This is a genomic window from Rhizobium hidalgonense, from assembly GCF_005862185.2.
Classification (GTDB): Bacteria; Pseudomonadota; Alphaproteobacteria; order Rhizobiales; family Rhizobiaceae; genus Rhizobium; species Rhizobium hidalgonense.
Genome location: NZ_CP054027.1, coordinates 1926419 through 1938038, shown reverse-complemented (window position 1 = coordinate 1938038; position 11620 = coordinate 1926419). Strand labels below are relative to the sequence as shown.

The 11620-nt window shown below is 61.8% G+C and carries 13 protein-coding genes and 1 pseudogene; 4 read left to right on the top strand and 10 right to left on the bottom strand.

Translation table 11 applies throughout. From position 1 onward, the window contains the following. Positions 1 to 17: 17 nt before the first annotated feature. Positions 18 to 911 carry a LysR family transcriptional regulator gene (locus FFM81_RS09240; protein WP_003569123.1) on the bottom strand — a complete coding sequence of 298 codons (894 nt, stop codon included), beginning with the start codon at positions 909 to 911 and terminating at the stop codon, positions 18 to 20. A gap of 147 nt (positions 912 to 1058) precedes the next feature. Between FFM81_RS09240 and FFM81_RS09235 the strand changes: the two genes are divergently transcribed. Next, a complete protein-coding gene (locus tag FFM81_RS09235; RefSeq protein WP_003569124.1) occupies positions 1059 to 1454 on the top strand; it encodes a (R)-mandelonitrile lyase in 396 nt (131 codons plus the stop codon). 13 nt (positions 1455 to 1467) lie between these two features. Next, positions 1468 to 2457 (top strand): aldo/keto reductase, encoded by a 990-nt coding sequence (locus FFM81_RS09230; protein WP_138384196.1) that lies wholly within the window; start codon positions 1468 to 1470, stop codon positions 2455 to 2457. A 125-nt stretch (positions 2458 to 2582) separates the two neighbouring features. Here the strand turns inward: FFM81_RS09230 and FFM81_RS09225 are convergent, their stop codons facing one another. The 9 genes and pseudogenes from FFM81_RS09225 to FFM81_RS09185 form a co-directional block, all read right to left on the bottom strand. Next, positions 2583 to 3194 carry an ATP-dependent Clp protease proteolytic subunit gene (locus tag FFM81_RS09225; protein WP_138384195.1) on the bottom strand — a complete coding sequence of 204 codons (612 nt, stop codon included), beginning with the start codon at positions 3192 to 3194 and terminating at the stop codon, positions 2583 to 2585. 45 nt (positions 3195 to 3239) lie between these two features. Continuing rightward, positions 3240 to 3599, bottom strand: coding sequence for an SRPBCC family protein (locus tag FFM81_RS09220; RefSeq protein ID WP_025416356.1), 360 nt, complete (start codon positions 3597 to 3599; stop codon positions 3240 to 3242). Beyond that, on the bottom strand, positions 3596 to 3907 hold the full coding sequence (locus FFM81_RS09215; protein ID WP_173883769.1) for an ArsR/SmtB family transcription factor: 312 nt from the start codon (positions 3905 to 3907) through the stop codon (positions 3596 to 3598). The genes FFM81_RS09220 and FFM81_RS09215 overlap by 4 nt, the downstream gene beginning before the upstream one ends. Before the next feature lie 71 nt (positions 3908 to 3978). Then, positions 3979 to 4613 (bottom strand): annotated as a pseudogene (maiA, locus tag FFM81_RS09210) (maleylacetoacetate isomerase). Continuing rightward, positions 4610 to 4762 carry a hypothetical protein gene (locus FFM81_RS09205; protein WP_003569134.1) on the bottom strand — a complete coding sequence of 51 codons (153 nt, stop codon included), beginning with the start codon at positions 4760 to 4762 and terminating at the stop codon, positions 4610 to 4612. The pseudogene maiA and the gene FFM81_RS09205 overlap by 4 nt, the downstream one beginning before the upstream one ends. A gap of 100 nt (positions 4763 to 4862) precedes the next feature. After that, positions 4863 to 5279: an organic hydroperoxide resistance protein gene (locus tag FFM81_RS09200; RefSeq protein WP_138384192.1), complete on the bottom strand. Its 417-nt coding sequence runs from the start codon at positions 5277 to 5279 to the stop codon at positions 4863 to 4865. Between the two features lie 192 nt (positions 5280 to 5471). Further along, positions 5472 to 6794 carry an ATP-binding protein gene (locus FFM81_RS09195; RefSeq protein ID WP_138384191.1) on the bottom strand — a complete coding sequence of 441 codons (1323 nt, stop codon included), beginning with the start codon at positions 6792 to 6794 and terminating at the stop codon, positions 5472 to 5474. Continuing rightward, entirely contained in the window at positions 6791 to 7531 is a 741-nt protein-coding gene (locus tag FFM81_RS09190) for a response regulator (protein ID WP_025416361.1), read from the bottom strand. Before FFM81_RS09190 ends, FFM81_RS09195 begins: the two co-directional genes overlap by 4 nt. Positions 7532 to 7620: 89 nt before the next feature. Next, positions 7621 to 8655 (bottom strand): alpha/beta fold hydrolase, encoded by a 1035-nt coding sequence (locus FFM81_RS09185; RefSeq protein ID WP_138384190.1) that lies wholly within the window; start codon positions 8653 to 8655, stop codon positions 7621 to 7623. A gap of 333 nt (positions 8656 to 8988) precedes the next feature. On the opposite strand from FFM81_RS09185, the gene FFM81_RS09180 reads away from it, so the two are divergent. Both FFM81_RS09180 and FFM81_RS09175 read left to right on the top strand, forming a co-directional pair. Beyond that, positions 8989 to 10761 (top strand): cytochrome c biogenesis protein DipZ, encoded by a 1773-nt coding sequence (locus FFM81_RS09180; RefSeq protein ID WP_138384189.1) that lies wholly within the window; start codon positions 8989 to 8991, stop codon positions 10759 to 10761. A gap of 53 nt (positions 10762 to 10814) precedes the next feature. Next, a complete protein-coding gene (locus FFM81_RS09175; RefSeq protein WP_138384188.1) occupies positions 10815 to 11573 on the top strand; it encodes an alpha/beta fold hydrolase in 759 nt (252 codons plus the stop codon). Positions 11574 to 11620: the final 47 nt, after the last annotated feature.

Genomic DNA, 11620 nt, shown 5'->3' with positions numbered 1-11620 from the left:
GAACCTGAATCCGCCCTCTATCCTCGATAGCGAAGCGCGTCGACGACGAGAGCGAAAGCCGCCGAAGCGTGCCGGCGGCTCGGATAATACAGATGGTAGCCGGGAAACGGCGGACACCAATCCTCCAGCACCCGCACCAGCCGCCCATCGGCAAGATGCGTCTGCACGGCATCTTCAGGCAGATATGCCAGCCCCACTCCGGCGAGCGCGGCATTCTGCCTCAGCGCGATATTGTTGAAGGTCACCTGTCCCTCGACGCGAACCTTCAACTCGTGCCCGTCCCGCTCGAATTCCCATGCATAGACGCTGCCATAGGTCGGCAGGCGCAGGTTGATACAGTTGTGCTCGGTAAGATCCTGCGGCGTCTGCGGTTTCGGGCGTCCTTCGAAATAGGCGGGTGCACCAACCACAGCCATGCGCATGTCGGGACCGATGCGCACCGCAATCATGTCCTTCGCCACCTGCTCCCCCAGCCGCACGCCCGCATCGTAGCGCTCTGCGACGATGTCGGTCAGTCCGTAATCGACGATGATCTCGACCTGGATATCGGGATAATCCGGCAGGAGCTTTTCCAAGGCAGGCCAGAGGATCGCATCTGCCGCATGTTCGCCGGCATTGATGCGGATAGTGCCGGCCGGCTTTTCCCGAAACGCGCTCAAGGCGGCAAGCTCGGTCTCGATCTCGTCGAGCCGCGGACCGATGGTGAGAAGCAGGCGTTGACCGGCCTCCGTCGGCGAGACGCTGCGCGTCGTGCGTGTCAGCAATCTGAGCCCAAGCCGCTCCTCGAGCCCCCGGATAGTATGGCTGAGCGCCGATTGCGACACACCGAGCCGCCCCGCCGCCTTGGTAAAGCTTTGAGCGCGCGCAACGGCAAGGAAGGCGATCAGGTCATTGATGGCAGGACGCGGCATTCATGAAACCTTCTCATAGGTCCTTGCCACGATTACCATCTAATCCCCACCAAAGGCACGCGCTAAATAACCTGTCATCGATGGACGAAGACATCCGCCGTGAGCGGACCAACCGTTCCCCACCATCCGACACAAGGAAGGACGATCATGGAAATCAAACGAAACGGCTCGCAGCCCTCGGCGAAGGGACCGGCCGACTGGTTCACCGGTACGGTGCGCATCGATCCTCTCTTTCAGGTGACCGATCCGGCCCGCGCGGCCGGCGCCAGCGTCACTTTCGAGCCCGGCGCCCGGACCGCCTGGCATACCCATCCGCTCGGCCAGACGCTGATCGTCACGTCGGGCTGCGGCCGCGTGCAGCGCGAAGGTAGGCCCGTCGAGGAAATCCGCGCCGGCGACGTCGTCTGGTTCTCCCCCGGTGAACGCCATTGGCACGGGGCATCGCCGACGACGGCAATGACCCATATCGCCATCCAGGAACAGCTCGACGGCAAGCTCGTCGACTGGATGGAGCATGTCACCGATAGTGAATATCAAGCCTAGAGAGGAAACGGCGATGCAGACGCGTGAACTCGGAAAGAGTGGTCTCCAGGTCTCAGCCATCGGTCTCGGCTGCATGGGGCTGAGTTACGGTTATGGCCCGGCAACCGACCTTCAGCAGGCGATCGCGCTGATCCGGCGGGCGTTCGAACGCGGCGTGACCTTCTTCGATACTGCCGAGGCCTATGGACCCTATAGAAACGAAGAGCTTTTGGGAGAGGCGCTTGCTCCCTTCCGCAGCGAGGTGGTGATCGCCACCAAATTCGGTTTCAACTTCGATGCCAATGGCGGCCAGAGCGGCATGAACAGCCGGCCGGAACAGATCCGCGCGGTTGCCGATCAGGCGCTTAAGCGCTTGAAGACCGATGTCATCGATCTGTTCTACCAGCATCGCGTCGATCCGGATGTTCCGATCGAGGACGTCGCGGGCACGGTCAAGGCGCTGATCTCAGAAGGCAAGGTGAGACATTTCGGCCTCTCGGAAGCGAGCGTCCGGACGATCCGCCGCGCCCATGCCGTCCAGCCGGTGACGGCGCTGCAGAGCGAATATTCGCTATGGTGGCGCGAGCCCGAGCAGGACATTCTGCCGACGCTCGAAGAGCTCGGCATCGGCTTCGTGCCGTTCAGCCCGCTCGGTAAGGGCTTTCTCACCGGTGCGATCAGCGAGACAACGACTTTCGACAGCAAGGATTTCCGCAACATCGTGCCGCGCTTTTCGAAAGAGGCGCGCAAGGCCAACCAGGCGCTCGTCGATCTCCTCGCCGTCATCGCCGCAGACAAGAAGGCCACGTCAGCGCAGGTGGCGCTCGCATGGCTGCTGGCGCAGAAACCTTGGATCGTACCGATCCCCGGCACCACCAAGCTGCATCGCCTCGAGGAGAATATCCGCGCCGCCGAGGTCGAGCTGACGGCCGAGGATCTCCACAAGATCGAAAACGCGCTCGCCACCATCAAGGTGGAGGGCGATCGTTATCCCGCGCATTTGCAAGCAAGGGTCAATCGCTGAAAAGCAGAAGTGGGCGCTACCGTTTTTCGTCATGCTCGGGCTTGTGCCTCAAGCATCTGCAGCCGGCTACGTCGCAGGCTTTGGTCGCAGACGGGCGTCGTAAAGCAGATGAATCTGGCGGCAAGTCATTGGTCGGTCGTATCTTCCCGAACCTGGAGAATGCGGTCGATAAGACCCCATTCCACGGCCTCTTCCGCCGTCATGAAACGGTCGCGGTCCATCGCACTCTCGAATTCTTCGTAGGTGCGCCCGCAATGTTCGGCGTAGAGCCGCGTCATGCGATGCTTCGTCCGTCTCATTTCTTCCGCATGAATGAACATGTCGGATGCCTGTCCCTGGAAACCGCCCAATGGCTGGTGAATATGGATGCTGGAATTGGGGAGCGCTGTCCGCTCGCCCGGCTGGCCTGACATCAACAGGAACGAGCCCATCGAACGGGCAGTCCCCATGCACAGCGTATGCACCGGCGCACGGATGTAGCGCATTGTATCGTACATTGCGAGACCGCTGGTCACGACGCCGCCTGGCGAATTGATGTAAAGATGGATCGGCCTCTTGGGATTTTCGGCTTCGAGAAACAGCAATTGCGCGCAGACGAGCGCCGAAACGGTGTCGTTTACCTCGCCGTTGAGGAAGATGATCCTCTCTCGAAGCAGACGGGAGTAGATATCGAATGATCGCTCCCCTCGATTGGATTGTTCGACGACCATAGGGACGAGTTGCATCGCTTCGCGCATTGGCGAACTCCAATATCCGGAAATTGATAGGAAAGGCCTGCCGCCTCAGGCGGCGAGCATTAGGGTCTGGCTGTTGCTGTTGGCGACCGTTTTCGCCAGCCGCTCCAAGGTCGCGCCCGCCAGCTCGTGGATGATCCGCAGGCTGGTTCCGCCCGATCTATTCGGAGTAATCGTGAAGGTGACAAAGCTTTCAAGGAATGGCGGGGTGTCGTCGCGCAATCTGTAGCGGACTTCCTTGCCCGGTGTCTCGGAAAGGGATTGCGGATCGGCAAGCGCTTCTTTCGGCAGCCACCTCTCGCGGAATTCGGCAATGCTGATCGCGCGCCAGACTTTTTCCGGCGCCGCGTCCAGCTCGTATTGCTGTTCGAATCCGGTTTTCTGCACCTTGGCCTTCATGTCGTTCATTGATCCATATCCTTCAGCAAGAGCTTGAGAGCGTCGATACGGGTGGGCCAATAGGCACGATATCTAGCCAGCCATTGGACGATAAGAGCGAGCCCGTCCGGATCGACTTCGTAATTCACGAAACGTCCCTCCCGCTGTTCGCGCACCAGCCTTGCCTGCCGCAATACGGCGAGGTGTTGGGACATCGCCGGTTGGCTGATATCCATGCCCTGCCGAAGTGCGCTGGCATTCATGCTGCCGTTCGCCAGCCTCTCGAAAATCGTGCGGCGGGTTGGATCGGCCAAGGCTCGGAAAATATCATGTTCCATCACAGCATCACATAAGCACGCACTTATGTGATTTGCAAGCCCGCTTCAGGCTTTTTGTCAATTCGCAGGCATCACCGCCTCGGCGCCGGCGCATTCTCCTGGAAAGCCGGTATCGCCTCGAGCCTGCCGACAATCTCCGCGATATCAGGCCACTGGGCGAGATCGAAGCCCATGCGCCGGGCGCTGATTGCCTGCGGGAAGAGGAAGATATCGGCAATGCCAGGCCGGTCCCCGACGGCGAAGGCGCCTTGCCGGCGGCCGGCGATCATCGTCTCCACGGCGGCCATCCCTCGCCGACCCAATGGCGGCTCCAGGCGGTTATGGCATCGGCATCGGCCTGGAACGCGGCGCGCAGATGCAGGCCGATCCGCGGCGGTAAGAGCGCATGGATCTCGGCTGCGATCGCCAGCGCGATCGACCGCGCCAGCGCCCTGCCCTCCGCCGTATCGGGCAGCAGCGGCGGCTCAGGCTTGATCTCATCGAGATATTCGACGATTGCCAGCGACTGGGTGATGAGGACGCCGTCATCCGTCAGCAAGGCCGGCACCAGCCCCTGCGGATTGACGCTTCGGTATCCCGCCTGCCGGCTCTCTGCCTCTTCACCGAGAATGGTGACCGGCAGCGCCTCGGCCGTCAGCCCCTTCAGGGCGAGCGCGATCCGGACTCTCGACGTCGCTGAGGAAATTTCGTTCTGGTAGAGCTTCACTGTCTTTCTCCCTGTTGGCCTGAAGAGGAAACCGCAGATGCCGCCGTCACGAGGCCGGCAAGCGGCGAAGGCTCCCGCGAGCTTACGTCGTAGATGCAGGGCGCGGCGAAGACCGTCGCTCCCAAAATGCAGATGATCATCAATCGCATCAAATCCTCCGTTGACGAGGCCCGGTCGGCCTCGCCTTGCTGGCTTTCGGATCCGGTAGCATGCTCTCGCCGCCAATGGCCGCGAGGGCAATCCCATCGGTCAGGCAACAGTCAATTCAACATGGATATTGCCGCGCGTGGCCTTCGAATAGGGGCAGGTCCGGTGTGCTTCATCCACCAGTGCCTTTGCCACATCCGCTTCGATATCAGGCAGGCTGACCTTGAGGCGGGCCTGCAGGAAATAGTCGCCGTCTGTCGTTCCGAGATCGACCTCGGCATTCACGGCGGTCTCGGCCGGAAGCCTGACCTTCAGCTTGCCCGCGGCAATGCTGATTGCGCCGAGAAAACAGGCAGACCAGCCGGCAGCGAAAAGCTGTTCGGGATTGGTGCCGGGCCGAGCGCTGCCGGGAGGCGAAAGCTTGATGTCCAGCTCTCCGTCGTCGCTCTGCGAAGCGCCGTCACGCCCGCCGGTGGTGCGGGTCTTGCCGGTATAGAGAACCTTGTCGATCATGGTCATGGACCACTCCTTGTGTTGCGTCGATAAAGGCGAGTCTGTCGCCTCAGGCGACTGGGTTGACGGAGTGTGGTTTGACCGACCGATATATCCGGCATGTTTCTGAAATAAGCCGAAGTGTCACAAAACGTAGCATCCGGTATCCCGGACATTTTCCCATACAAAACGGCCGCAAAAATTCCGACGATCCCATCATCACCGAAGGGTGACTTCTGCGGCCAGCCCGCCGCCGGCGCGGTTGTAGAGCCGGAGCGTTCCGCCGATCTTGGCGGTCAACTGCTGGGCGATCGCAAGACCGAGGCCCGTGCCGCCGGTCTCCCGGTTGCGGGATTGCTCCAGCCGGAAGAACGGCTGCATGGCGGCTTCCAGCATGTCGTCTGGAATTCCGGGCCCCCGGTCCATCACGGTGATGACGACATCGTTTTCCGCGTTGTGTTCGACGCTGATTTCGGCAGCGCCCGCAAATTTCAATGCATTGTCGATGAAGTTTGACAGGATGCGGCGAAGCGCATGCGGCTTGGTCAGAGCGGCGCCCTGAACCAGCCCGACCACCGTCACCGCCTTCCCGGTGTCCTGATAGTCGTAGGCTATGCTGTCGATAAACGAGGCGAGATCGATGCGGGCATTGTTCTCGCCGCTGCCATGCGCGCTGCGGGCATAGGCTATGCCGTCCTGGACGAGGCGCTGGATCTCGCTGAGATCATGCACCAGCTTGTCCCTCTCGGGCGAATCCTCCGCCATATCGGCGCGCAGCCGCATGCGGGTGATCGGCGTCTGCAGGTCGTGCGAGATGGCCGCCAGGATCTGCACCCGCTCTTCGAGGTAATGGGCGATCCTCTCCCGCATCGCATTGAATGCCCTAGCCGCATGCGCGACCTCACTCGGACCCGCCTCGCTCAAGGCTGGACCATCCTTGTTGGGGTCGAGCCCATCGGCGGCGGCGGCAAGCGCGCCGAGCGGCCGGATCACTTGGCGAACAGCAAACCAGGTGCAGAGGATGAGAAGCAGCATCTGGATGACGAAGACATAGGGCAGCCATGCCGCGATCGGCATGACGCCCTTCGGCGTGACGTCGATCGTCAGCGGGCTTCCGTCGCTCAGCGTCAGATGCGCCTGCAATCGGTTCACCTCATCCGGAATCCGTTCGATGCTGATCGGAAAGCGGTGGCCGGCTGCCGCCTCTATCTTTCCTGCGATCTCCCTTGCCTTGCTGGAGCCGTCAGGCACACCGGCCAAGCCAGGTCCGAGTTCGAAGCGGTAATTGCCGCGGCTCAGCCAATCCAGCAGTGCCCCGCGCTCACTTGCCGGAAGCCGGTCGAGAACGGCAATCGACGTTGCGACGTCATTCTCCAGCGTGCCGAGCATCACGGCCTTGGCCGACATAGTGCGCTCCATATAGAGCACGCTGAAGGACAGCCCATAGGCAAAGGCGAGACCGATCAGCAGGATGAGGAAGATCCGCGACCGCAACGTCCTCGGCCACGCCAGGCTCGAAAACAGGGGGATCGTCGCCCTCATTGACGCAGCTCCGTGATTTCGACCGGAACGGAAAAGACATAGCCTTCGCTGCGCACGGTCTTGATGTAGGTCGGTTCGCGTGCATCGTCCCCCAGTCGCTGGCGCAAGCGGCTGACCAGGAGATCGATCGAACGATCGAACAGATCGGCGTCGCGGCCCTGCGTCAGGCTCAGCAGCTGATCGCGATTGAGCACCCGCTGCGGGTGATCGATGAAGACCCGAAGCAGGCGGTATTCGGCGCCGCTAAGCGCAATCGCGGTCCCCTCCTTGTCGAGAAGATGCCGGGCGACCGTATCGAGCCGCCAATCGCCGAAGCTCAGCAGTTGCCCCGCCTCGCTGATCTGCAGGTTGGGCGGCAGCATGCGCGTGCGACGCAGCACCGCCTTGATGCGGGCGAGCAGCTCGCGCGCGGCAAAGGGCTTGGCGAGATAGTCGTCGGCGCCCATCTCCAATCCGAGTATCCGGTCCATCTCGTCGGTGCGGGCTGTCAGCATGAGGATCGGGATCGCCTTATGCCGGCCGGAGCGCAGCTCGCGGCACAACACCAGCCCGTCGTCGCCGGGCATCATCACGTCGAGCACGATCAGGTCGACGGCATTGGCGTCGAGAAAGCTGCGCATCTGGCGCCCGTCCGCGGCAACGCTGGTCCTCAGGCCATTCTTCTGCAGATAGCCCGAAACAAGTTCGCGGATTTCGCGATCGTCATCGACGACCAGGATGTGATCGACATGATCCATATGTCCGTGTTCCTTACCGATAGAAGCGGCCCCGACCTACGCATATTCGGCCGGCCGGAGCAACGAAGCTCTGCGGCCGGCCTCGTCGATCAGAAGCGGTCGACGTCGATGACCGCCTGCGCGAAGGCCTGCGGTGCCTCCTGCGGCAGGTTGTGGCCGATGCCGCCGCCGATCGTGCGATGCTCGTATCTGCCCGAAAACTTTCCGGCATAGGCGGAGGGCTCGGGATGCGGCGCACCGTTTGCATCGCCTTCCATGGTGATCGTGGGCACCGAAATCATCGGCAATGCGGCAAGCGTCGCCTCATAGGCATCGTATTTGGCCTCGCCTTCGACCAGCCCCAGGCGCCAGCGGTAATTGTGAATGACGATTTCGACATGGTCGGGATTGTCGAAGGCGGCGGCCGATCTGTCGAACGTCGCATTGTCGAAATTCCACTTCGGCGACGCCGTCTGCCAGATCAGCTTTGCAAAATCATGAGTGTTGCTCTGATAACCCAACCGCCCACGTTCGGTTGCAAAATAGAATTGATACCACCAGGCAAGTTCAGCCTTCGGCGGCAGCGGCTTCAGGTTGGCCTCCTGGCTGCCGATCAGGTAGCCGCTCACCGAGACCATCGCCTTGCAGCGCTCGGGCCACAATGCCGCCATAATGTTGGCAGTCCGCCCGCCCCAGTCGTAGCCGGCAACCACCGCCTTCTCGATATCGAGCGCATCGAGCAGCGCGATCATATCGGCAGCGATCGCCGACGGCTGACCATTGCGCGCTGTTGCTTGGTCCAGAAACCGGGTCGTCCCGTAACCGCGCAGATAAGGCACGATCACCCTGTAGCCCGCCGAGGCAAGCAGCGGCGCGACATCGACGAAACTATAGATGTCATAGGGCCAGCCATGCAGCAGCAATACCACAGGGCCATCCGCCTTGCCCGCCTCGGCATAACCGATATCGAGCACCCCGGCATTCACCTGCTTCAGCGCCTCGAACGACGTGTTGGTTCCGGCCTTCACATCAGGCAGCGCCGACTGGGCAGCCGCCGTGCCGGCAACGCCGAATTCGACGGCCGCAAGGGCGATGGCCGTCATTCCGAAGAAGCGGCGGCGGTGATGGTTGATTTGCTCTGACATCGGTCTCTCCTATCGAATGAATCACCCGCTCTAAAGACGTTCCGCTTGTATCAGCGATATGTCATGAGCCATCGGTTTTGAATGCGGATGTAGCTTCCGGCCGCCGGGATACAGTCTGATACAATCGCGCCGGCCGCCGCCGTTCTGCCGCAGCCCGTCAGGCCGGCAGTTTGTATCGCTTTGTATCGCCGGCGCCCAGCCGCAATAGTTCGGTACATTTCCCCCTAAAACCGGACACATCGGCGATACGTCCACCCGGCCATATCCCCGCCGTTGCTGGTTCAGGCCCATCGCCGTCCAGAGCCCGATCAATCGGTTTCAAAGGAAACGATGATGACATTGCTGATCATTGCCTATCTCGGAGGCGCGCTGACCATCCTCAGCCCCTGCATCCTCCCCATCCTCCCGTTCGTCTTTGCCCGTGCCGGACAGCCCTTCGTCAGGAGCACGATGCCAATGCTCACCGGCATGGCCGCCACCTTCGCCCTCGTCGCCACCCTTGCGGCGGTCGGCGGCAGCTGGGCGATCCGCGCCAATGAATATGGCCGCCTCGCCGCGATCGTCATGCTCGGTCTTTTTGGCGTCAGCCTGCTTTCGCCGCGTTTTGCCACCATCCTTGCCCGGCCGGTCGTCGAGCTCGGAAACAATCTGCTGAACGCCTCGGGTGGTGGACGCGGCACCGCGACGGTGAAAAGCGGACTTCTTCTCGGCGTCGCCACCGGATTGCTCTGGGCGCCCTGCGCCGGGCCGATCCTCGGCCTCGTTCTGACCGGCGCCGCCCTGCAGGGCGCCAACCTGCAGACCACCTTCCTGCTCGCAGCCTATGCCGCCGGCGCCGCCAGTTCGCTTGCCGTCGCCCTACTTGTCGGCGGCAGGATATTCGCCGCCATGAAGCGTTCCCTCGGCCTTGGCGACCGGATTCGCCAGGTCCTCGGTGCGGCCGTGCTGGCCGGCGTCGCCGTCATCGCGCTCGGTCTCGACACCACCCTGCTGTCCCGGCTTTCCTACGCCAGCACCGCATCGCTGGAACAGGCCGTGCTCGACAGGCTGCATGCAAAGCCGCTGGGCGGCCCGTCCCCCGAAGTGGCGAGCAACGAGGTGATGACCCCTGCCGATGAAAAGCAGCCCTTCCGCAGCGAGCTGCCTGTTGAAGGCTATGCACCTTCGCTCGACGGCGCGGTGGAATGGCTGAACTCCAAGCCTCTGACCACCGAGCAGCTGCGCGGCAAAGTGGTGCTGGTCGATTTCTGGACCTATTCCTGCATCAATTGCATTCGCACCATCCCCTATGTCAAAGCCTGGGCAGAAAAATATGCGGATCAGGGCCTTGTGGTGATCGGCGTCCACGCCCCCGAATTTGCCTTCGAGAAAAAGGTCGACAACGTCAGGAATGCGGTCGGTGACTTCCAGATCGGCTATCCCGTCGCGATCGACAATGATTACAAAATCTGGCGCGCCTTCGAAAACAGCTATTGGCCGGCCGCCTATCTGATCGATGCCGAGGGCCAGATCCGCTACCACCATTTCGGCGAAGGCAACTATGGCAGGACCGAGAAGGCCATCCAGGACCTGCTGCGCGAGGCCGGCAGCCAGACGACGGCAAGCACGCCGGTCGTGCCCGACGCGAAGGGTATTGAAGCAGGTCCCGACCTCTCCAACATCCGCTCCGGCGAGACCTATCTCGGCTACGAACAGGCGGCGAATTTCGCCTCACCCGAAGGGCTGCAAGCCGATACGCCGCACACCTATTCGATCACCGAACCGGGCCTCAACGGATGGGGTCTGGCCGGAACCTGGACTGTCGGCAAGGATCAGGCGATGCTCGATCAGGCCGGCGGTGGCATCACCTACCGATTCAGCGCCCGCGACCTACATCTCGTTCTTGGGCCCGGCGCCGACGGCAAAGCAATCCGCTTCCAGGTGAAGATCGACGGCAAGGCGCCAGGCCCAGACCACGGCTCCGACATCGATGCCGACGGCAACGGCACGGTGACCGCGACCAGGCTTTACCAGCTCGTGCGCCAGTCCGGCACCGTCACCGCCCGCAACTTCGAAATCCGCTTTTTAGATTCCGGCGTCCAAGCCTACGCCTTCACATTCGGCTGAGCCTGAACCCGGCACTATCCCGATCCCCAACATCGACCCAAAGGAATGACACTATGAACAGACGTCTTCTTTTCACCGCAGCCCTGGCCTTTGCCACCACCTCAATCGCGTTTGCAGCCGAGGCTGCCGCAGTCAAGAACATCGTGATCGTCCACGGCGCGCTGGCAGACGGCTCGGGATGGCGCAAGGCGACGGAGATCCTCGAAAAGCGCGGCTTCAACGTCACCATCGTCCAGGAGCCCCTCACCTCGCTCGATGAGGATGTCGCGGCGACGAAGCGGGTTCTCGACCTTCAGGACGGACCGATCCTGCTCGTCGGACACAGTTATGGCGGCATGGTCATCACCGAAGCCGGCAATGATCCGAATGTCGCAGGCCTCGTCTATGTCGCGGCATTTCAGCCCGACAAGGACGAAAGCGTGCTCAGCCTCGCCAGCTCGAAGCCCACCGGCAACATGGATATCAAGGAAACGAAGGACGGCAAATATCTCTATCTCGATCCGGGCGCCTTTGCCGCGGATTTCGCAGCCGATCTTCCCAAAGCTGAAGCCGATTTCATGGCTAGGTCGCAGGTCTTCGTCTCAAAACAGGCCTTCGCAGCCAAGATCAATCAACCGGCCTGGCGCACCAAACGCAGCTGGTCGATCGTCGCCACTAACGACCGCTCCATCAACCCCGAACTCGAGCGCGACATGGCAAAACGAGCCGGCAGCGAAGTAACCGAGATCAAGGCCAGCCACGCCGTGTTCGTATCCCAGCCGGAGAAGGTCGCCGACGCCATCGAAAAGGCAGCCAAACAAGCCGGCAAATAGCGGCAGCCGGATGGCGAAGCCAATTGCCCCTCTCCACAAGTGGAGAG

Bases quoted from the DNA above. Each gene is read 5' to 3' on its own strand.
- FFM81_RS09235 (WP_003569124.1), top strand. From the start codon at position 1,059: ATGGAAATCAAACGAAACGGCTCGCAGCCCTCGGCGAAGGGACCGGCC.
- FFM81_RS09180 (WP_138384189.1), top strand. From the start codon at position 8,989: ATGACATTGCTGATCATTGCCTATCTCGGAGGCGCGCTGACCATCCTC.
- FFM81_RS09190 (WP_025416361.1), bottom strand. From the start codon at position 7,531: ATGGATCATGTCGATCACATCCTGGTCGTCGATGACGATCGCGAAATC.
- FFM81_RS09240 (WP_003569123.1), bottom strand. From the start codon at position 911: ATGCCGCGTCCTGCCATCAATGACCTGATCGCCTTCCTTGCCGTTGCG.
- FFM81_RS09185 (WP_138384190.1), bottom strand. From the start codon at position 8,655: ATGTCAGAGCAAATCAACCATCACCGCCGCCGCTTCTTCGGAATGACG.
- FFM81_RS09195 (WP_138384191.1), bottom strand. From the start codon at position 6,794: ATGAGGGCGACGATCCCCCTGTTTTCGAGCCTGGCGTGGCCGAGGACG.
- FFM81_RS09175 (WP_138384188.1), top strand. From the start codon at position 10,815: ATGAACAGACGTCTTCTTTTCACCGCAGCCCTGGCCTTTGCCACCACC.
- FFM81_RS09215 (WP_173883769.1), bottom strand. From the start codon at position 3,907: ATGGAACATGATATTTTCCGAGCCTTGGCCGATCCAACCCGCCGCACG.
- FFM81_RS09220 (WP_025416356.1), bottom strand. From the start codon at position 3,599: ATGAACGACATGAAGGCCAAGGTGCAGAAAACCGGATTCGAACAGCAA.
- FFM81_RS09230 (WP_138384196.1), top strand. From the start codon at position 1,468: ATGCAGACGCGTGAACTCGGAAAGAGTGGTCTCCAGGTCTCAGCCATC.
- FFM81_RS09200 (WP_138384192.1), bottom strand. From the start codon at position 5,279: ATGACCATGATCGACAAGGTTCTCTATACCGGCAAGACCCGCACCACC.
- FFM81_RS09225 (WP_138384195.1), bottom strand. From the start codon at position 3,194: ATGCGCGAAGCGATGCAACTCGTCCCTATGGTCGTCGAACAATCCAAT.
- FFM81_RS09205 (WP_003569134.1), bottom strand. From the start codon at position 4,762: ATGCGATTGATGATCATCTGCATTTTGGGAGCGACGGTCTTCGCCGCG.